14 protein-coding genes are annotated in these 20,535 nt (G+C 61.2%); 5 read left to right on the top strand and 9 right to left on the bottom strand.

Annotated elements, in window-relative coordinates; genetic code table 11:
* Positions 1-213: 213 nt before the first annotated feature.
* Together HCU66_RS00440 and HCU66_RS00435 are read right to left on the bottom strand one after the other, a co-directional pair.
* A complete protein-coding gene (locus tag HCU66_RS00440; RefSeq protein ID WP_205886517.1) occupies positions 214-1,398 on the bottom strand; it encodes an MFS transporter in 1,185 nt (394 codons plus the stop codon).
* Positions 1,395-2,597 carry a serine hydrolase domain-containing protein gene (locus HCU66_RS00435; RefSeq protein WP_205886516.1) on the bottom strand — a complete coding sequence of 401 codons (1,203 nt, stop codon included), beginning with the start codon at positions 2,595-2,597 and terminating at the stop codon, positions 1,395-1,397. Before HCU66_RS00435 ends, HCU66_RS00440 begins: the two co-directional genes overlap by 4 nt.
* Before the next feature lie 127 nt (positions 2,598-2,724).
* On the opposite strand from HCU66_RS00435, the gene HCU66_RS00430 reads away from it, so the two are divergent.
* Positions 2,725-3,612 carry a LysR family transcriptional regulator gene (locus tag HCU66_RS00430; RefSeq protein ID WP_205886515.1) on the top strand — a complete coding sequence of 296 codons (888 nt, stop codon included), beginning with the start codon at positions 2,725-2,727 and terminating at the stop codon, positions 3,610-3,612.
* A gap of 46 nt (positions 3,613-3,658) precedes the next feature.
* Here the strand turns inward: HCU66_RS00430 and HCU66_RS00425 are convergent, their stop codons facing one another.
* From HCU66_RS00425 to HCU66_RS00395, 7 genes are all read right to left on the bottom strand, one after another.
* The gene (locus tag HCU66_RS00425) at positions 3,659-4,618 is read right to left on the bottom strand and encodes a PDDEXK nuclease domain-containing protein (RefSeq protein WP_420908033.1); all 960 of its coding nucleotides are present in this window, start codon (positions 4,616-4,618) and stop codon (positions 3,659-3,661) included.
* 141 nt (positions 4,619-4,759) lie between these two features.
* Positions 4,760-5,566 (bottom strand): YfaP family protein, encoded by an 807-nt coding sequence (locus tag HCU66_RS00420; RefSeq protein ID WP_205886513.1) that lies wholly within the window; start codon positions 5,564-5,566, stop codon positions 4,760-4,762.
* 3 nt (positions 5,567-5,569) lie between these two features.
* Positions 5,570-7,189, bottom strand: a complete 1,620-nt coding sequence (locus tag HCU66_RS00415; RefSeq protein ID WP_205886512.1) for a DUF2300 domain-containing protein — start codon at positions 7,187-7,189, stop codon at positions 5,570-5,572.
* Between the two features lies 1 nt (position 7,190).
* Complete coding sequence (locus HCU66_RS00410) at positions 7,191-11,765, bottom strand: alpha-2-macroglobulin family protein (protein ID WP_205886511.1); 4,575 nt, start codon at positions 11,763-11,765, stop codon at positions 7,191-7,193.
* Positions 11,762-12,400, bottom strand: a complete 639-nt coding sequence (locus HCU66_RS00405; RefSeq protein WP_205886510.1) for a DUF1175 domain-containing protein — start codon at positions 12,398-12,400, stop codon at positions 11,762-11,764. Before HCU66_RS00405 ends, HCU66_RS00410 begins: the two co-directional genes overlap by 4 nt.
* A complete protein-coding gene (locus tag HCU66_RS00400; protein ID WP_205886509.1) occupies positions 12,397-14,100 on the bottom strand; it encodes a DUF2138 domain-containing protein in 1,704 nt (567 codons plus the stop codon). The genes HCU66_RS00405 and HCU66_RS00400 overlap by 4 nt, the downstream gene beginning before the upstream one ends.
* Before the next feature lie 49 nt (positions 14,101-14,149).
* Positions 14,150-14,941, bottom strand: coding sequence for a YfaP family protein (locus tag HCU66_RS00395; protein WP_205886508.1), 792 nt, complete (start codon positions 14,939-14,941; stop codon positions 14,150-14,152).
* Between the two features lie 507 nt (positions 14,942-15,448).
* Here HCU66_RS00395 and HCU66_RS00390 point away from each other — a divergent pair.
* From HCU66_RS00390 to HCU66_RS00375, 4 genes are all read left to right on the top strand, one after another.
* Positions 15,449-15,691, top strand: coding sequence for an exodeoxyribonuclease VII small subunit (locus HCU66_RS00390; RefSeq protein ID WP_205886507.1), 243 nt, complete (start codon positions 15,449-15,451; stop codon positions 15,689-15,691).
* A complete protein-coding gene (gene ispA, locus HCU66_RS00385) occupies positions 15,688-16,575 on the top strand; it encodes a (2E,6E)-farnesyl diphosphate synthase (RefSeq protein WP_205886506.1) in 888 nt (295 codons plus the stop codon). The genes HCU66_RS00390 and ispA overlap by 4 nt, the downstream gene beginning before the upstream one ends.
* 91 nt (positions 16,576-16,666) lie before the next feature.
* Complete coding sequence (gene dxs, locus HCU66_RS00380) at positions 16,667-18,565, top strand: 1-deoxy-D-xylulose-5-phosphate synthase (RefSeq protein ID WP_205886505.1); 1,899 nt, start codon at positions 16,667-16,669, stop codon at positions 18,563-18,565.
* A 76-nt stretch (positions 18,566-18,641) separates the two neighbouring features.
* Positions 18,642-20,525 (top strand): TonB-dependent receptor domain-containing protein, encoded by a 1,884-nt coding sequence (locus HCU66_RS00375; RefSeq protein WP_205886504.1) that lies wholly within the window; start codon positions 18,642-18,644, stop codon positions 20,523-20,525.
* Positions 20,526-20,535: the final 10 nt, after the last annotated feature.

Genomic DNA, 20,535 nt, shown 5'->3' with positions numbered 1-20,535 from the left:
ACCGACGAGGCAGATCATTTTCTCGCCAAGTCCCACAGCCGGACGCAAGATCCGGGTGTACGTTTTGAAGGCTGGCGCGGTTTACCAAAAATAAACCAAGCCAGTCCCCGAGAAGCCGGCCACAAGCCGGCTTTTTAATGCCTGAAATAATCTCGAACCATCAATGACTAAGCATCTGCAACGGACAGCGTCGGCTATCGCGCATCGTACAACTCAGTCTGCGGCGACTTGTGCGCCTCCCTTGCGCGGCATCGCACTGAAAAACAGCACTTTCACCACAATGACCAATACCGCCAGCGCGGCAAACAGCACGCCGCTGTAAAGGGAGCCCTGCAATCCCATCCGCGCCAGGAACCAGCCGCCGGTGGTAGAACCGATGGTCACGCCCAGGTTGATGAACGAGATATAGAGGCCGGTGGCGAACTCCGGCGCTTGCGGCGCTTCGGAAGTCAGCCATATCTGCGTGACGATCAACCCGCTGGTATGGGTCGCGCCCCAGATCACCACGATCAGCAGCATTGTCATCAGGGACGGGCTGGCGAACAGGTACAACAGCCCATAGGCGGCGGCCAGCAGGACCGGATGCAAGATCGTCGTCCTGACCATGTTCTGACCGATCAGTTTGCCGGCATACAGATTGCCGGCCACGCCACCGACACCGAAGACCACCAGCAGAATACTGATCGATGGCGCGCTCATGCCGACTTCTTTGGCCAGGTACTCGGCCGAGTAGCTGTACACGGAAAACATCGCGGCGAAGATCAGGGTCGAGGCGGTAATGTTCAGCCAGAGCGGGAATTTACGCAGAATTGCCAGCTGCTCTTTATAGGAAATGGCCAGTTTGGCCGGGGCGTCCGGCAACCTGGCAATGATCCCCAGCCCCGCCATGCAGTTGACCGCGGCGCAGAACAGAAACGAGGCTTCATAGGAAAACTGTGCCGCGATGAGCGTCGTCAGTGGCACGCCCAGCACCATGCCCATGCTGGTGCCGACAAAAGCCTTGGCGGCGGCGTGGGTCGATTCCCCTGGCGGGTAAAGCGAAGTGGCCGCGACGAACGCCAGGGAAAAATACACGGGGTGGAACAGCGCCGGGATGACGCGCAGCACCATCAGCGATTCAAAGTTGGGCGCATAGGCCGACAGCACACTGGTCCCGGCGAAAACGAACAGGGCGATCGTGAGCACCTTCTTGCGGTTGAAGCGCGACAGCAGCAACACCATGATCGGACCGAATACCGCAATGATCAGTGCGAACACCCCCACCAACAGGCCCGCCTGCGACGCACTGATCGAGAAGCGCTCGATAATCACCGGAAGAATTCCGACCACGCCGAATTCGATGGTGTAAACGCCGAACAGCCCCAACGCCAGGAAGTAAATCGGATGGAGCATTTTCATGACTCAGACTCCAGCCCGTAGACGGCGTTGCAAAGGTCTACGGTGAACTGCCCGAACATGCCTTCGAAGGCCGTGTTGGTGAAGGCGACCACGGTCAATTGCTCCGCCGGGTCGACGAACCACGAATGCCCATAGGCGCCGCCCAGTCGCCAGCTGCCGGCCGACTCGACGGTTTGTGCCGCTGCGGGATCCTTGAGTACCGTGAAGCCCAGACCGAAGCCGCGCCCGGGCCAATTGTCCAGTTCCAGTTCGCCGGTCTGGTTTGTGCCCATTTCATCGACCAGGGCCTTGGGCAGTAGCGGTGCGCCGCCCTTGCGCAAGGTTTCGAGCAACTGAAGAAACTCACCTGCGGTGCCGACCAGGCCGGAACCGCCGGATGGATAAGCCTGAGGGTCCAGCGCCCGGGCCGGCTCCAGCCTGATGCCAGCGGTCCCTTCGAACACCGGAATCACTTCCAGCTCGTTCATGCGCCGTGGCTGCGGCTGATCGTTCAGGTACGCAGGGCCCAAGCGGCTGACCTCTGAAACACTGAAGCCGGTATCGCGCCACGCCAGTGGCCGGGCAATCAACTCGTCGATCGCTTCGGCGAGGGGCGTGCCGTTGACTGCGGCGATCAATGCGCCCAGTACGTCGGTGGCAATCGAATAGCCCCAACCGCTGCCGGGTTTGTACAGCAAGGGGGCATGGCTCAGACGACGCAGGTTTTCTTCCAGTGAAATGCCGCTTCGATCCAGACCATCGGACACCCCGGCATCGCGATAAGGGCCGCCTTGATCGCTTTCCAGAAAACCATACGTCAAACCGGCGCTATGGCTCAGTAACTGGCGCACGGTGATGGTCGTGGGCTGGCCGTCACCCAGGGTCGGTTTGAAGTAGGGCAACCACCGGCTGATGTCATCGTCCAGTTGGATTTTGCCTTTGGCGACCAGTACCAGTGCCGCCACCGAAGTGATTGGCTTGGAGACCGACGACAGCAGAAACAAGGCCTCCTCACGCATCGGCAATTGCGCTTCACGGTCGGCCAGGCCGGCCGCTCGGTGATAGATGAGCTGGCCCCGGTGAGCCACCAGCACCACCGCCCCGACCAGGCGTTGGTCGTGCAGCGTCTGCTCGAGCACGGCGTCGATCCTTGAACCAAGCTCGACGGGTTCGAACGAGCGAAGCGACTGTAATGGGCGAAGCGGTTCGTTGACTGACATGTCTGACCCCGAAATGGATGGATGACTTACCTGAATGTCGCGATGGTAGAGCCGGCCATTGCGGAGAAACAGAGGTTACACTTCCGAGGTCCACGGACCTTTTTGTCCGCAATCAAAGGAGTGAGCGTTGGATAAGCTCAATGGCATCACGGTGTTCGTGCAGGTCGCTGAAAGCCGCAGTTTTGTAGGGGCCGGCCGCTTGCTCGGCATCTCTGCCTCGGCAGTGGGAAAGAGCATTGCGCGCATGGAAGAGAAACTCGGCGCGCGCCTGTTCCACCGCAATACCCGCAGCATCAATCTGACCAGCGAGGGCTCGCTGTTTCTGGAGCGCTGCCGCAGAGTGCTCAACGAACTGGAAGCCGCGGAGCAGGAACTCTCCAGCGCAAGCGAGACACCACGAGGCAAACTGCGCATCAGCCTGCCACTGCTCGGCAACGTGCTGTACATGCAACTGTCACGGTTCATGCAGCGTTACCCGGAGATACAGCTGGAGCTGGACTTCACCGATCGGCTGGTGGATGTGGTCGAGGAAGGCTTCGACGCCGTGGTGCGCACCGGCCAGCTGCACGACTCCCGGCTGATGGCCAGGAAACTCGACAGCTTTGACTTCTACCTCGTCGGCGCACCGGGCTACTTTGCGAGCAACGGCTATCCGCAGAGCGTCGAGCAACTGCAAGACCACCATTGCCTGCATTACAAGCTGCCCTCCACGGGCAAACTGGAAAAATGGCCTTTGTCGGGGCTTGCCGAAGGTACAGAGTTGAAAGTGCCGGCAACGATGGTCTGCAACAATCTGGAAATGCTGATCCACATGGCCAGGCAAGGACTGGGCATCGCCTGCGTCCCTGAATTTGCGGTGCGCGAGGCACTGGACGCCGGTGAACTGGTGTCGATATTGCCCGATCAGGTGCTGCGTACGTTGAACATACAAGTGGTGTGGCCGTCGAGCCGGTATCTCACACCGAAGTTGCGGGCGTTTATTGATTTTATTTGTGATGGAGGGGTGCGGGAGTGAGGCCGCCGGGCGCCGCGCTAGTCCGGCAGCTTGCGTAACCGTTGGCTTACTCGTCAGCATTCAGCGCATAAAACTCATGCAACTTGGCCTGCAACAGTTTCTTGTCCGGCAGCTGAGTCTGATATTCCGCGATCAATGCTGGCGAAAGTGAACGGTTCAGGGCGTACTCGACGACTTCGTCATCTTTGCTGGCGCACAGCAAGACCCCGAGCGCCGGGTTTTCATGGGGGTTGCGGACATTGCGATCCAAAGCCTCAAGATAGAAGTCCAGTTTGCCAAGGTATTCCGGCTCGAAGCGTCCGACCTTGAGCTCAATCGCTACCAGGCAATTGAGCCCACGATGGAAGAACAGAAGGTCCAACGCAAAGTCGCGGCCGCCAACCTGCAATGGGTACTGCGAACCGACGAAACAAAAGTCACGCCCCAGCTCGATCAGAAAATCCCTGAGCCTGCGCAGCAACCCGCCATGTAAATCAGCTTCGACATGGCCGTGCGCCAAGTCGAGAAACTCGACCATGTAAGTGTCCTTGAACACACTCATGGCCTCAGGATGCATTTGTCTCACCAGTGGTGAGACTTTTACGGGATTGATGACGGAGCGTTCAAAAAGCGCGGCCTTAAATTGGCGCTCAAGCTCCCGGCTCGACCACTTCTCCTGAATCGCCATGCGCAGGTAAAACTCACGCTCTTCCGGGCGTTTGCTCTGGTTGAGAATGATCAGGTTTTGGGTCCAGGGCAATTGTGACAGCAGTGCTGTCACAATTGCGTCGTCCCTGTAGGTCTCATAAAACTGACGCATGCGAAACAGATTTCGCTGCGTGAAACCACGCAATCCCGGCTGAGTACGAGCGAGGTGAGTAGCCAGTTGAGCGACCACTCCGTCCCCCCACTCCGCCGCTTCGATCTTCCGGCTGATGTAAGCCCCGACCTGCCAATGCAGTTCAATCAACTCGGTATTGACCGCCTGCATCGCTCGCTGCCGGGCAGTGATGATCAGTTGCGTGATTTTATTAAAGCTTGCACTAACGGACGGCGCAGTAGCACCGAGGTCATTCACGTGAAAGCGTTCCTGCTTAGTAGGTGTCGACCTTTCTAGTACCCCTCAACTCGAAATAAAAATCACGATTTGTGTCTAGGTGAAACAACCCTACGGATAACTAAACCCCTTAACCAACGTCAACTCCCCCACCGCCCGCATCGGCACCAGGAACGTTTCCATCTTCTCATCAGGCGTCCCCTCCTCCGTAATCACCGTCACTTGCGCGGTGGTCAGCGGCTGAACGGCCTCTTCCTGTCCCTCTTCATCACCGCGATACCCGCCACCGTAGTAGTTCACGTACACCAGGTATTGCCCCTTGATCGGCGCCGGCATGGCGAAGATTTCCGGGCCGTAGCCGGTGGTGACGTCCACATCCAACGCCGCACCATTGGGCGCGACACGATCGCCGTACCAGATGTGTGCGCCATCGGGGGTGATGAGGTGCAAGTCCAGATCCGTGCCGTCGCTGTCCCAGGCCAGCAGCACACGCAACTTGGCCGGGGTGGCGCCGCCGCTGGCGTTGAGGAACTGGGTGCGATGGCGTTGTTGACCATCGGGGCTGCGGACTTCAACGCTGTTGCTGCCATTGGGAAAGGAGAACGGGCGGTCGAAGCGGCCGGCCGGATCGATCTTCAGCGGCATGCTGACACCGTTGACGATCAACCGCCCCGGCTCGCTGGACTTGGGGGTGGATTGGATCTGTCCGGTAATGCGCGCCGTATTGGCCTGGCCCACCGGGGTATTGACCGAGGAAGCCGGGTAATTGACCGTCTGACGAAAGTTTTCGCCTTCACCTTCAGGAGCGCCGGTACGCCAGCCTCCAACGGGCGTATCAAGTTTGACGGCGGCAAATGTCGCCGGCATTACGCAAAAAGAGCAAAGGAACAGGAGGACCTGTGGATAACGGAGTTTCATGACCTATTCCAGCAAGAGGTGGCGGGCGAGCCCTTCAATGTAAGTTTCATCCTGGCCGTTGGGGTGTGCTTCGAAGGCCAGGTGCAGGTATTCGTGGGTCAGGTCGAGGCGGTCTTGCAGCGACAGCACGCCGCGCACGTAGATGCGCTGGCGTTCGCGATCGACAAACGGACGACCAAAGGCCAGGCGGCAGACGGCGAAGGTGCTGACTTCGTTGTAGCCGACTTCGCTTTCGAGCCGTTGGCGCCAGCCGCGACGTTGTTTCAGCAACCAGTCCTGCGCGGTGGGCAGTGCTTCGCAGGAGGCGACCGGGTTGTCCCAGCGACTGAGGCTCGCTCGCGGATAAGCGTGTAGCAGGATGGCGTCGTAGCGTTGGCCGGCATTGGCCTGTTCGACGGCTTGTTGCCAGGAGAGTTTGTCCGGCCCCGGTTGGTCGGAGTGATAGGTGACGGCGGTGCCGGCGAGAACCAGATCGCTGGTCCACGCGACGATGTTGCGCGACTCGGGGGCGGCCGGGCGTGGCGCGACGCGTTGACGGCTGCTGCTGTCATCGATGCTTAGGCAGTCACCGCTACGAGTGGCGTTTTGCAGCAGGTAGGTGCGGATCGCGACGCTCAGGGCTTTGGCGGCTTCGACGGGTTCCGGTCTGGCTTCGCGCTGCAGGACACGGGCGACATACTCTTCACGATCGAGACGGGCGACGAGTTTGTCTTTGAGCAAGAACAACTCGCCGTCGCTGTGGATATCAAGCTGATTGCCGTTGGCGAACTCGACGCGATAGTCGCCTTGCAAAGGCCCGGGCGCCATAACGCGGTCCCCTGCCAACACGCGTTTCAGCGGATAACGCGCGAACAGGCCGACCTCAACGCACTTCCCCGCCTCGGCGGGCCATGACGAGGGCAACACCGTCGCCAGTGCCTGACCGTAATGGCGCAAAACCATTTGACTGGTGCCGCGTCCACCGGCCCAGATTGGGGTGCCGTCCGCCGTCCAGCCAGCGAATCCGCCCTGACGTGAGGAAGGATCCTGATCCCCCAGCCAGCTCCAGGTTTTCACCCGCAACCGACCACCGAGCTCGCCCACGACATTGTCGTCAGCGGCATTGAGCACTACATCGAGCAACACCCTTCGGGCCTGATCCTGCGCCGGCATCATGGCCAAGACCTTCAACAACTCCGCCACCGAAACCCGTGTCTGCGGTTGCAACGACGGTAAATCCAGCAACCACTTCGGCGCTTGCCTCGCCTGCCAATACGCACGCCAATCAGCGTCGGCAATGCCCAGGCGCGTAGGCTCAAAGTACAAGCCGCAGGACTTCACCAACGCCTGATCGCGCCCAATCTTACCGCCCGCCGTGCAGCAATAAACTTCTTCCTTCGATTGCCCGCGACACTCATAAGCCGGCTCACGCGCGCCGGTGTCCGCCAGCCAGCTGTAGACAAACAGCTTCCACAAACTGCCCAGCGGTGTTTGCACATCAGCAGGCAATGGCTCTCGCGAGATCACCTGCGTCTGGCTCAATGAAAGCAGTTCACCCTTGAAGCCCAGGCGCAGCGGCTCATCCTGCGCTGTCGCCAGCGCAGGGATCAAACACAACAGCCACCAGACCAGACGCCGGGTCATGTCAGTTGACCGTGACCTGACCGAGCGCCGGCTTCTGTTCCTGGGCCTGATGCTGTGGCGCATAGACCTGAGTGAAACGCACCGGCGGCAGGTTGAACTGGCCTTTTTGCGAGAAGCGCACCAGATGACGCAGGCGCAACTCGCCGCTCAGGGCATCCACTGGCACGGCATACGTCATTTGCCCCGGCTCGAAACGGGCCTTCTCCAGCGCGGTCGGCTCGGTGCCGGCCTTGCCCATCAGCTTAATGCCCCACGTGGTGCGCTCAACGTCCGCCCCCGGTGGCAGCGGTACTTCGAGCATGCCGTAGCGCAACGGTTTTGCGGCTTTACTGGTGATGATCACTTCGTCCAGGTACAGGCTGTCGCTGGACAACGGCTTGGTGCCTACCGCTTCGAGTTTGAATTCGAACGCCTCGTCACCCGGCACCAATCGCGACAAGCGACGAGTGATGGTCACCGCCATCGGGTCAACCAATGGCTGTTGGGTCTGGAAGCTCAGCGCCGCTCGCAATGGACGATCTTGCACCCCGGACACCGACAACACCGCAGGCACAGGCGAAGCGCCATGCCATGTCCAATACATCTCACCGGTAGCACTGTGTTCTTTCTTCCAGCCTTCACCCGGTGCCAGCGCGATGGTCGGCGAGGCCTGCTCGATGCTACGTTGCAGCCAGGTCAGCGCCAAGGCTCGCTCCAGAGTCGATTGCTGTGGCAACAGGCGTTGCAACAACGCTTGCGCGTGCGCTTGATCGAAGGCTTGCAGCGACAGGTTCAGGGCTTCGACAAACGGTTGAGCGCTGGCGGCCACTTGTTGTTGTGCAGCGTCCAATTGACGCGTGAACGCCTGGGGCAGATTGACCTTGGCCTGACGCGCCAAAGACGCGGTCAGCACCCGAGCGCTGGCCAGCCCCAACGCAGAATCCGGATCGCTCATGACCAGGCTCTCGGCGCCATCGTCCATGATGCTCGTCCCATGGCCTTCACCGGCTTTCACCAGGTCGTCGATCAAACCACTGAGCAACGTATTCACCGGCAATTGCATCTGTTTGGCGAACGACAGAATCAGCGCCCGCTGCAACAGCGGCGTGTTCTTCGCTTGCTTGGCGTACACCTCCAGCACCCGCTGCCAATGCTCCGGCGGCAGGCTCAGTTCCAGCGCCTTGCTGGCGTGCCAGTCGGCGTAATAGGCGTACGCGGTGAGGAACGCATCCGGCTCGCCGTCAAAGCCCCACCAAGTGAAACTCGCCGACGGCCCGGCCATTTGCACCAGGCGCAGGCGGCTGTTCTGCATGATCAAACGCAAGCGATCGCGAATCTGCGGGTTCGACGACAGCGCTGGATAAGCGATGCTCAGCGGCAGCAAACGGCTGGCGGTTTGTTCGACGCCGCCGTACGGATAACTCAGCAGATCATCGAGGGCCGAACGAAACAGCGCTTGCGGGCTGTCATCAAGACGCAAGCGAATGTCCGTGGCGTCTGCCGGCAAGGTCAATGGGGTGTCACCGCTGGCCACGTCCAGGCTTTGGCTCTGGGTCACCTGCCAGCCTTCGCCGGTCGCGGTCAGGCGTACGGCCAAGGCGTCAGCGGTTTTGCCATCCTGCACCAGCTCGGCGGTCCACTCACCATTGGCCAATGTGAACGCCGGCAATGGGATGTAGTTGACGCCATTGCTCAGTGTGACCGGCACACGTTGCTCGGCACCCGCGTAATGAATCACCAGCTCAGCCTTGGCCGGTTGCTCAGCCTGACTGAAGGCGAACACGCCAAGATCCGGTTTATCGCCATTGCGGAATTTGGTTGGGCCGCTCCACTTCAGGTACAGCGGTTTTTCCGAGCGCATGAATTGCTTCTTCTGCCCGACCAGGCCGTCATCGGCGATGGCCCGGGCGGTGATGCGCCAGCGGGTCAAGGAGTCCGGCATTTTGAAGGTGAAGCGGGTTTTGCCATTGGCGTCGGTGATCAATTCCGGCTGCCACGCGGCGGTGTCGACGTCTTCGCGACGCGGCCGCTCCAGCACTTTCACCCCTCGCTCACTGCGGTTGGCTTTGCCCGGCGCACCGGGGCTGCCCGGCAACGCCACGTCGTAACTGATGAACGACAAACTGGCACTGGTGCGCACGTTGTTGCGGCGCGGGTGATAGAAGAACTGGTCGATGGTCGGCGCCACTTCCGGCTGCAGCGCGTAGACCATTTCATCGACCACGCTGACCGTCAGGTGCGCCGGAATCGGCTTGCCGGCGAACTGGGTGGTGAGGTCCACGGACACGGTATCGCCGGGCTGATACGCCTCTTTGTCGGTAGTGATCGCCACATCGATCTGTGGCGCGACCACCTTGATACCGGCGTTCTGGAAGCTGTACTGACCGCCCTTGGTATAGAGCACGGAGAACGTCAGGTTCGGCGCGAAGTTGTCCTTCACCGCGATGCGCGCGCGGTATTGGGTGTCGCTGAGTTTTTCCATCTTCAGCCAGTCGCCGCCCTTGGACAGCAGCGCCGTGGCCTCGACCTTGTCGCGCTCGAGCGACAACAACGCATCGCTGACCGGCTCGGGGAAAGTGATCAATGCGAGGGCTTCGTCGCCGGCCTTGTACTCGGGTTTGTCGAGGACGATTTCCACGGTGCCGGGCACTGCTTTGACGCCATCGCCGGTGACCGAATGGCCGGTCGCGCCAAGCACGCGGCCATGATCATCTTTCAGCGTCAGGTTGTAAGTACCCGGACGGTCGAAGGCCAGGGTGAAGCCTTTATCTTTGGCGGCGAGTTTACCTTCGCCAGTGGTCTGATCTTCGAGTCGCACCCAGCTGTAGCTGCTCGGGTTGACCGCTTTGCTCTGCTCGCTGCCACCTTCGTTGGCGTAGCTGAAGGCAACCTTGTCGCCCACCGCGCTGAACCGCTGCGGTGCGCTCAGGCGGAAACTGGCGGCGCCGCGGTCGATGAGGATTTCCTTGGTGGTCTTGACCCGATACGCCGCGCCATCGCTGGCGAACACGGTGAGCATGTAACGGCTCGGTTTCTCGGCGGCGGGCAGGTCAAGCGTCGCATTGCCCTTGGCGTCGGTGGTCAGTTCGGCGCTGGTCAGCTCCACCGGGAATTGCCCCAGGTATTGCAGTTCGTTGTCGACCATCGACAGTTGCTGGGCGCGCAGGCTCAGGCTCACCTTGGCATTGGCCACCGGTTTGCCGTCCGGGTACAACAACACCAGGCTGCCTTTGACCGGTTCGCCAGTGCGGTAATCCTGCTTGGCCAGGTTCAGGGAAATCTCGAAGTGCGGCTTGATGTATTCAGCCACACGGAAGGCGCTGCTATAGGCCTGATCCTTGTAGTTGAAACGCAGCTCATAACCGCCCGCTACGGCGTTATCCGGCAACTGGAAACGGCCTTGGCTGCCGGCCTTGGAATCGAGCTTCAGCGCCAATGTTTGCAGCGCCGTGCCGGTGGCATCGAGCACCGTCACGTTGACGTCGGCAGCAGTCGGTGCCACGGAATCCCGCGCATTCTTGAACTCGCGGCCGACGATTTTCAGCGACACCCAATCACCCGGTCGATACAGCGGCCGGTCGGTGAAGGCATAGAGTTTGGTGTCGTAGATTTCGCTGTCGTAATAGAAGTTCTCGGAGACAAACACCCCGCCCTCTTCGTCCTCGCCGATCACGAACGAACGCTCGGGGCTGACGTGTTTGAGGCGCAGCAAACCATCGGCATCGGTGGCGCCACTGCTCATCACACCCAGGCCGTCGGTCCACAGCACATTCACTTTAGGCACCGAACTGCCTTCGTGTTTGCGCGCGGCCCACACCAGCAATTCATCACCGGCAATCTTGCTCACGGCCACGGTGTTGGAGACGAACACCATGGTGGTCGCGCGGTACTTGCCGATCAGCGCCTCCACCAGATACAGGCCCGGCTTCAGATTGCCCAACGGGATGTAGACGTTGCCCGGCATGACGCTGACGAACTCGCTGGAAGAACCGGCCAGCTTCACGCCTTCCGGCGGCTGGATCGGTTTGGCTTGCCACAGCGGATAGCGGAATTGGCTGACCACCGGCAGGCCCGGAATCAGCGCGAATTGCGGCTGTGCGTCGTAGGGCGTTGGCGCGGCAATCGCGGTGCCCATCTTCAGTTCCGGCACTTCCTCGGTGACTTGTTGGCGCGACTCGTAGGAAAAAGCCCGCTGCATCACCCGACGGGATTTGCGGTACCAGTTGTCCCACAGGTACGCGAGGGTGTTCGACAGGCCTTCGCCCTTGAACTGGCCGTCACTGACCACCCGGTGCAGGTTCTTCTGGCGCTTGAGGAAGTCCAGCGGCTTGTCGATGCGATACACGCGAATGTCCGCGCCACCGTAGGGCTCCATGCGGAACCGGCGGTAATCCCGGCCCGGCGCTTCGAGGCGCACCATCGCCTGTTCGTCGCTGGCGAAACTGCTGTCGGCCAGCAGGAAGAAACTCTCACCGGCCACCGGCGTGTAGCCGCTCGGCTCGACGGTGTCTTCGGCGTTAACTGTGGCGAAAGGCACCAGCAACGCCAACAGCAATGGAATACGAGAGCAAATGCGCAGCATGCGGGCACCGATCATTGGGAGAGAAAGTTCAGTCGATAGACGCCGATGAAGTTGGGGTTGGCTGCGTCGGGTATCCATCGGGTGTCCTTCCATGTCATGAGTTGCTGCAGGCTTGCGGAGCGCATGCCGTTGTCGGTGGGGGTGGTGGTGCCGGTGTGATAGGCGATGTAGCGGCCCATCCAGATCATCAGGTGCTGGTCATCGCCCTGATCGAAAAACATCAGGTCGCCGGGCCGGGCCTGGGCCAGATCGCGGCCGACCAGATGACTGTTGAACTGAATCAGTTTGATCGCGTTGACGTAAGGCCCGACCTTGCCGCCGCCCTGCTGCCATTGCTGGGCGAGGCTGCGTTGGGCTTCACTCAGTTGCAGCTCCGGCGGCAGGTAGCGGTTGGACAAGCCATTGCTGCGCAGCCATTTGTCGTCATGGACTTTCAGCGCTTCGTTGGCGGCGAACCGCACCAGCCCGGCGCAGTCCTGCTGATACCAGCGCGGGCTCGGGCCCTGGGTCAGTTGTTCCTGGGCGATGCGCACGAACCAGGCGCGGAACACCTGGGATTGCTGCGGGTCGAGCGCCGGGGTTTCGCTGGCAAATGTGCGAGTCCCCAGCAGCAACGCCAGCAGGCCGAGGCCTCGGATAAGTGCAGTCACAGGGCTTTCCACTCCAGCGGCAGCCACTGCCAGTGGCCGTCGGGCTCGCTGCCTTCAGGCAAGGTCAGGGCGTATTTGCCGTAGCCGCCGAGGGTGCGCAGTTTCGGGATCAGGTAGGTTTGCGCGGCGTTGTAGAACACCGGCTCCATGTCCTGCGGCAGGCTGTCGAGGGTTTCCTGCTGCATCAGTTGCGCCATGGCATCCGGGCCGAAATAGATCGGCATCAGCAGGTCTTTGGGCAGCACGTCAGCCAGCGGCGGGAAACGTTTGTCGAGGGTGCCGAGGGCTTTGTCGACGAGTTTGTCGTCGAGGGAGAACAGCAGCGTCGCACCGTGGCGCGCCAGGCTGACGCGCATGAAGGCTTTGCCGGTGATCGCGTCTGGTTGCTCGGCATCCTTGGCTTTATAAGGGCCGAAGTTGGAGCTGACCTGGCGCTGCCATTGATGGGTTTTACCATTCTGTTTCTCGACCACCGGGAACGCGTGCTCGGCGACCTTGCCTTCGTAGGCGCCGACCATCGAGCCGAACAGCTTGCCCAGGTCGGCGTCGAGTTTGGCGCCGTCATCGTCATTCAGGCTGGCCACCAGCAGCGGCGTGTACAGCCGCGAGTCGGCGTACCAGCACAGGCCGGCGGCACCGGCCATGCGTTCGGTGAGGGTCTGGGCCGCGGATTCTTCAGCGCCGAGTTTCACCAGCAGCGGCTTCTGTTGTTCGGCGGCCAGCGGCAAGGCTACGCAGGCGCTGGCACCCATGGGCATGGCTTGCCAGACCGGTTTGAAGTCGAAGTCCGGCTGATTGTCCAGTTCATCCAGGGCGAGGAAGCTGTGCCAGCCCTTGTCGTCCATGTCGAAACGCAGGCCCGAGAAGTTCGGGATGAAGCGCTGGTACCCCATGGCCAACACGCTGGAGTTGACCGACAGGCGCTGTTTGACCTCGGGCGCGCGGGGTGGCAGGCCGAAGGCTTCGGGGAACAGTTTGTCGCCATTGAGCAAGGCAGCGACGGCCTTGGTCGAAACGCCGCCGGCTTCCTCGAAGGCACCGTTTTCCGGGTCGTAAAGCTTGGCCGGATTGGACAGCACCACCAGTTTGTCGCCATGGGAAGCGAACACCAACGCCTTGCTGGCGTTGTAGTTGAGTTGATAGAGGGTGACCGCTTCGGTGCCAACTTTTACCTCGTTGAGCTTGCTCAGCTGCGAATCATCCAGCGCCACTTTCGCCAGCGGCTCCAGCACCTTGGCCAGCCCGCCGCGATCCATCACCAGCAGGAAATCCTTGAGGCGCCCATCCGCCCCGCGCCACAGCGCCACATCCGCCGGTTGGTCGAAGAGCTGCTCGATCAGGCTGTCCTGCAACTTCAGGTCATGCTCGTAAATGATCCGCCGCAGACTGCCAATCAAACCGAGACGGTCGGCGTGAGCTTCGTAATAGAAGACGAAATCTTCGGTCAGGGTTTCCTTGAGAAACGGCACCGCCAGCAGATCCTTGGGCAACTGGCTCAGGGAATGGGTTTCGAGCAGGCCGTCCGGGCGGCTCATGCCCAGTTTGTCACTGGCCAACTGAACAGGCGGCGCCTTGGGTTTGCACCCCACCCCACCCGCAATGCCAGCCGCCAGGCATAACCCGATCACCAGCGCCGGCCAACGGCGTGGAGTTTTGGCTGCGGGTGCGTCGGCGGTCGGAGTAGCAGTGTTATCGCTCATGTTCACGCTCATGTTCCCAAAGCTCGATTTCATCCATGGTGCGGGATGTTTAATAGTTGAAAGTCTTGACCAGCAGCAGGTCGCCGATCGCCCGCAAGGGCACGATGAACGTCTCGCGTTTTTCGTCGACGGTGTTTTCGTTGAGCACCAGATTGATTTGCGAGGTGATCACCTCGTTCTGGTTGCTGGTCTCATCGAAGTTATAGCCGCCGCTGCCGTAGTTGCCCCAATAGTTCACGTAAACCAGATAGGTGCCGTGCATCGGCGCGGTCATGGTGAACATTTCCGGGCCGGGGCCATCGACCCCATCCGGGTCCAGGCCGCCGCCGTTGCTCATCGCCGGGCGAGCCCAGAACGCATGCTGGCCGTCAGGGGTAATGATGTGCAGGTCGAGTTCGGCCTTGGGATCGTCCCAGCCCAGCACCACGCGAATTCGCGCCGGGGTGCGCAGGTTGTTGGCTTCATAGAATTGAACGCGCTTGAGCGACTGGCCCTCGGAACTGCGCACTTCGACGCTGTTGGACCCGGCGCCGAACGCATACGGCCGGGCAAAACGTCCTTGGTCGTCGGTGTACAGATTCAGGGGATTGCCGTTGACCGCCAGGCTGTGGGGCGGACGGAGCGTGCCGAGGGCCTTGAGCTGGCCTTCGATCATCGTGCGATTGCGCTGCACGCCCCGGTCGATGGGTGGCGTGGGATAGGCGACGCGAGGGTTTTCACTGCGGTCCAACAGGCCGTGATAGCGCCAGCCGCCCACCGGTTCCGATAGCTCGGCCGTGGGCTCGGCCCACGCCACCTGAGCGCAGACCAGCGTGATCAGCAATGAAAGAACCCAACGCATGTGACGCCTCCTGCCATGCATAACGAAACCCTGCGCCCGATCCTCGGCGCGTCACAGATCCAAAAACTGCGTTTCGTCTGAAAGACCCTGAATATAGGGTCGTTGAAGGCGCGAAGATTAGCCATTTGGCGGTTTTTTAACAATCGGATACATCTGAATTTGCGGTGGGAATCACGCATATTTTTGGGGCGTGAGCCGAATAGCGATCTTATTCGGCTCATAAAGTGAGCCGAATAATCCACATCACCCTTATAGACGACATACATCTGTGGCTAGGGAGCTTGCTCCCGCTGGGTCGCGAAGCGGCCCCGAAACCATACGTCGTGTTTCTTCAGGCCTACCGCGTCCAGAGTTCGCGACTGCTGCGCAGCCGAACGAGAGCAAGTTCCCTCGCCACAAGGTGTGTTTTCACCCCGGAATTGCTGCTCCAACGCCCCTGCTCATTTGCCCATACCCCCCATGTCTGCTAGTGTCGCGCCGGTTTAACGTCAACCGGAAATAGCCGCCATGGCCCGCAAAAAAGCTGCACTGGATTTCGAACAATCCCTCGCTGACCTGCAAACGCTGGTGGAGCGTCTGGAGAACGGCGAATTGTCGCTGGAAGACTCGCTGACCGCTTTCGAGCAGGGCATCGGGCTGACCCGCGATTGCCAGGCGGCGCTGGCCCAGGCCGAGCAGAAGGTGCAAGTGTTGCTCGAGCGTGATGGCGAGTTGACCGAGGAACCCTTCGACGCGGATCAGCCAGAATGATTGCGACGTATTCGGTGACCAGCCAGGCTCGCGTCAATGCGGCACTGGAAACCCTGTTCAACCCGCCGAGCCCTGAGCTCGCGCGGCTGTACGAAGCCATGCGCTACAGCGTGATGAACGGCGGCAAGCGCGTGCGTCCGTTGCTGGCCTACGCCGCGTGTGAAGCGCTGGGCGGCAAGGCCGAGCAAGCCAACGGCGCAGCCTGCGCGGTGGAGCTGATTCATGCCTACTCGCTGGTGCACGACGATCTGCCGGCCATGGACGATGACGATCTGCGTCGCGGCCAGCCGACCACCCACAAAAAATTCGACGAAGCCTGCGCGATTCTCGCCGGCGACGGTTTGCAGAGCCTGGCCTTCAGCGCCTTGCTCGACCCGCGCCTGAGTGCGTCAGACGCCGAAACCCGTCTACAGATGGTCAGCGCCCTGGCGTTGGCGGCAGGTCCGGCGGGCATGGTCGGCGGGCAAGCCATCGACCTCGGCTCGGTGGGCCTGAAGCTCGATCAAAAAGCCCTTGAATACATGCATCGGCACAAGACCGGTGCGCTGATCGAAGTCAGCGTCAAACTCGGCGCCCTGGCCAGCGGTCATGCCGAGAAGGACGAACTGAAGTCCCTGCAGAGTTATGCACAAGCCATCGGCCTGGCCTTTCAGGTCCAGGACGACATTCTCGACGTCGAAAGTGACACCGCCACCCTCGGCAAACGCCAGGGCGCCGACATCGCACGGGATAAGCCGACCTACCCGGCCCTGCTCGGTCTCGACGCGGCCAAGGCCTACGCCCTGGAACTGCGCGACCAGGCCCTGCATGCGCTGCGACCGTTTGACGCGGCGGCCGAGCCGTTGCGCGATCTGGCCCGGTACATCGTTGACCGCCGCAGCTGACGGCGTATCCGCCAAAAAATACCAACGCGTGGGCAGGGGGCGATGCATCAGGTAAACTGCCGCATCTTTTATACCTATAACGATTCGCCTGATGCCCACGACGTTTCATGAGATTCCCCGCAAGCGCCCGACCACGCCCCTGCTCGACCGTGCCAACACGCCGGACGGCCTGCGCCGGTTAGGCGAAGCCGAGCTGGAAACCCTGGCCAATGAGTTGCGCCTGGAGTTGCTCTACACGGTCGGTCAGACCGGTGGGCATTTCGGTGCCGGTCTGGGTGTGATCGAGCTGACCATCGCGCTGCATTACGTCTTCGACACCCCGGACGACCGGCTGGTGTGGGACGTGGGTCATCAGGCCTATCCGCACAAAATCCTCACCGGCCGTCGCGAGCGCATGAGCACCCTGCGCCAGAAGGACGGCGTGGCGGCCTTCCCGCGTCGCTCCGAGAGCGAGTACGACACCTTCGGCGTCGGCCACTCCAGCACATCGATCAGCGCAGCGCTGGGCATGGCGATTGCCGCCCGCCTGCAACACAGTGACCGCAAGGCGATCGCGGTGATCGGCGACGGCGCACTGACCGCCGGCATGGCGTTCGAGGCGCTGAACCACGCGCCGGAAGTGGACGCCAACATGCTGGTGATCCTCAACGACAACGACATGTCGATCTCGCGCAACGTCGGCGGGCTGTCGAACTACCTGGCGAAGATCCTTTCCAGCCGCACTTACGCGAGCATGCGCGAAGGCAGCAAAAAGGTCTTGTCGCGCCTGCCCGGCGCCTGGGAAATCGCCCGTCGCACCGAGGAATACGCCAAAGGCATGCTGGTCCCCGGCACCCTGTTCGAAGAGCTGGGCTGGAACTACATCGGCCCGATCGATGGCCACGATCTGCCGACCCTGATCGCCACCCTGCGCAACATGCGCGATCTGAAAGGCCCGCAATTCCTACACGTGGTCACCAAAAAAGGCAAAGGCTTCGCCCCGGCTGAAGTCGACCCGATCGGTTACCACGCCATCACCAAACTCGAACCGCTGGACGCTCCGGCCGCCGCGCCGAAGAAGGCCGGCGGGCCTAAGTATTCCGGTGTGTTCGGTGAGTGGCTGTGCGACATGGCCGCGGCCGATCCGCGTCTGGTCGGGATTACCCCGGCGATGAAGGAAGGCTCCGATCTGGTGGCCTTCAGTGAACGCTTCCCGACGCGCTATTTCGACGTGGCGATTGCCGAGCAACACGCCGTGACCCTGGCGGCCGGCATGGCCTGCGAAGGCGCGAAACCGGTGGTGGCGATCTATTCGACCTTCCTGCAACGTGGTTACGACCAGCTGATCCATGACGTCGCGGTGCAAAACCTCGACGTGCTGTTCGCCATCGACCGCGCAGGCCTGGTGGGCGAAGACGGTCCGACGCACGCGGGCAGCTTCGATCTGTCGTTCCTGCGTTGCATCCCCGGCATGCTGGTGATGACCCCGAGCGACGAAAACGAACTGCGCAAAATGCTCAGCACCGGCCACCTGTACAACGGCCCGGCCGCCGTGCGTTACCCGCGTGGCACCGGCCCGAATGCACCGATCGAGAAAAACCTCGAACCGATTGAAATCGGCAAGGGGGTGGTTCGCCGTCAGGGCAGCAAAGTCGCCCTGCTGGTATTCGGCGTGCAACTGGCCGAGGCGCTGAAAGTCGCCGAGAAACTGGATGCGACGGTCGTCGACATGCGCTTCGTCAAACCCCTCGACGAAGCACTGGTTCGCGAAATCGCCGGCAGCCACGAATTGCTGGTGACCATCGAAGAGAACGCGATCATGGGCGGTGCCGGTGGCGCGGTCAGCGAGTTCCTCGCCCGGGAAAACATCCTCAAGTCAGTGTTGCACCTGGGCTTGCCGGACATCTATGTCGAGCACGCCAAGCCTGCGCAAATGCTCGCCGAGTGCGGGCTGGACGAGGCAGGAATCGAGGAAGCGGTGCGTCAGCGCCTGCAATTGCTGAATATCTAATCCCGCCCCCGTAGGGGCTGCCGAAGGCTGCTCCTACAGGGGGTTGCGTCGTATCTGAATTCGCCTCGGATCATCCATGAAACTCTCCCCTTTTGCCCTGACGCTGACGCTCCTGCCGGCCGGCCAGTTGCTGGCCGACACCTTCGAACGCGACCAGGCTCTGAGACTGCCCGACGTGCTGATCAGCGCCAACCGTCAGGTCGAAGCGCGTAATGACAGCAGCGCCGCCAACACCGTGTTCACCCGCGAAGACATCGACCGTCTGCAACCGAGCAGCGTCACTGACCTGCTGCGCCGCGTACCGGGCGTACAAGTCGGGCAAACCGGCGGGCGCGGCAGTCTACCGGGGATTTACATTCGCGGCACCAAGCCGGCACAGAGCCTGGTGCTGGTCGACGGCCAGCGCATCGGTAACTCGACTTCCGGCGACAGCAACTTGCAACACATCAACATCGAACAGGTCGAGCGTGTGGAAGTGCTGCGTGGCTCGCGTTCGGTGATTTACGGCAGCGACGCAATTGGCGGGGTGATCCAGATTTTCACGCGGCGTGGCGGCGAACAGGGCCTGCAACCGCGCATGCACATGGGTTTTGGCAGCAACCAAGCCTGGGAGCGCAGCCTCGGATTGTCCGGCGGCAACGCGCAGACACGCTTCAACCTCGGCGCCAGTCTCGATGAAACGGCAGGCATCAATCGCACCCACGCGTCTTATCCCAGCGACGGCGATCACGACGAATACCGCAATCGGGCGATCAGCTTAAGCCTGAGTCACGCGCTCAACAATGACATCGAGATCGGCGCCAACCTGCTGGACAACCAAGGCAAAAGCGCGTTCGACAACCCGTTCGGCCGATTCGACATGAACACCTTCGAATCGGTCCAGCAGCAGCCCTACAGCGAGTTCACCGTGAGCAGCGTCAGCAGTTACGTCGACGCACGGATCAATGACCTGTGGAAAACCCGCCTTGAATTCGGCCACAGCGAAAACCGCGAAAAGACCCTCGACAAGCTCAGCGACGAGCGCAGCGTGTTCAACACGTACCGCGATTCGGTGAACTGGCAGAACGACCTGAACCTGGATGAGCGCAACAGCCTGATCCTCGGCGGCGATTGGTACGAAGACCGGATCAACAGCAGCACAGCGTTCGACGAAGACAGCCGCTGGAACCGTGCGGCGTTTATCCAGCATCGCTATCAGGCCGACAGCTTCTCCACCGAACTGGGCCTGCGCCGCGACCAGAACCAGCAGTTTGGTGGCCAGAACAGCTGGAGCGGCACCTTCACCCTGCCGCTGAACCCGGACAACGATGTGTTGTTGACCTACAGCGAAGGCTTCCGCGCGCCAACCTTCAACGACCTGTACTACCCGGACTTCAGCAACCCGGCCCTGAAACCCGAGACCTCGAAAAGTTATGAGCTGCAATGGCGCAGTCAGCTGACGCAGAGCAGTCGCCTGGAAGCCTCGCTGTACCGCACCGATCTGCAAGACGCGATTATTTTCGGCAGCAACAACCGCCCGGCGAACGTTGCCTCGGCTCGCATCAACGGCTTCGAAGCAGCGTTGAAACAAGAGCTGTTCGGCTGGCAGAGCAACCTGGGCGTGGCGATCATCGACCCACGAGATCGCGACAGCGGCCACACCCTCGCCCGTCGCGCACGGCGAACCTTGAGCCTGGACCTCGATCGACAATTCGATCGACTGGGGGTCGGCGCCAGTTGGCAAGCTGTGAGCAGCAGCTATGACGACGAGAACAACCAACAGCCGTTGGGCGGCTATGCGTTGTTGGGGTTGCGTAGCAGCTGGGCGCTGAATCGCGAGCTAAAGCTGGAATTGAAGGTCGATAACCTGCTGGACAAGGGTTACAGCCGGGCGCTGTACAGCCATGATGGCAGTCAGTACGGGTATCGAGAGGAAGGCCGGGCGTGGATGTTCGGGGTGACCTGGATGCCAGATATTTGAAGCCATCACC

This window comes from Pseudomonas frederiksbergensis (assembly GCF_017114915.1).
In the GTDB taxonomy this organism is placed as follows: Bacteria; Pseudomonadota; Gammaproteobacteria; order Pseudomonadales; family Pseudomonadaceae; genus Aquipseudomonas; species Aquipseudomonas frederiksbergensis_I.
This window is presented reverse-complemented; position numbering and strand designations above follow the sequence as displayed.

Excerpts from the sequence above, each read along its gene's own strand:
- HCU66_RS00440 (WP_205886517.1), bottom strand. The coding sequence starts at position 1,398 with ATGAAAATGCTCCATCCGATTTACTTCCTGGCGTTGGGGCTGTTCGGC.
- HCU66_RS00435 (WP_205886516.1), bottom strand. The coding sequence starts at position 2,597 with ATGTCAGTCAACGAACCGCTTCGCCCATTACAGTCGCTTCGCTCGTTC.
- HCU66_RS00420 (WP_205886513.1), bottom strand. The coding sequence starts at position 5,566 with ATGAAACTCCGTTATCCACAGGTCCTCCTGTTCCTTTGCTCTTTTTGC.
- HCU66_RS00415 (WP_205886512.1), bottom strand. The coding sequence starts at position 7,189 with ATGACCCGGCGTCTGGTCTGGTGGCTGTTGTGTTTGATCCCTGCGCTG.
- HCU66_RS00410 (WP_205886511.1), bottom strand. The coding sequence starts at position 11,765 with ATGATCGGTGCCCGCATGCTGCGCATTTGCTCTCGTATTCCATTGCTG.
- HCU66_RS00400 (WP_205886509.1), bottom strand. The coding sequence starts at position 14,100 with ATGAGCGATAACACTGCTACTCCGACCGCCGACGCACCCGCAGCCAAA.
- HCU66_RS00395 (WP_205886508.1), bottom strand. The coding sequence starts at position 14,941 with ATGCGTTGGGTTCTTTCATTGCTGATCACGCTGGTCTGCGCTCAGGTG.
- HCU66_RS00390 (WP_205886507.1), top strand. The coding sequence starts at position 15,449 with ATGGCCCGCAAAAAAGCTGCACTGGATTTCGAACAATCCCTCGCTGAC.
- ispA (WP_205886506.1), top strand. The coding sequence starts at position 15,688 with ATGATTGCGACGTATTCGGTGACCAGCCAGGCTCGCGTCAATGCGGCA.
- dxs (WP_205886505.1), top strand. The coding sequence starts at position 16,667 with ATGCCCACGACGTTTCATGAGATTCCCCGCAAGCGCCCGACCACGCCC.
- HCU66_RS00375 (WP_205886504.1), top strand. The coding sequence starts at position 18,642 with ATGAAACTCTCCCCTTTTGCCCTGACGCTGACGCTCCTGCCGGCCGGC.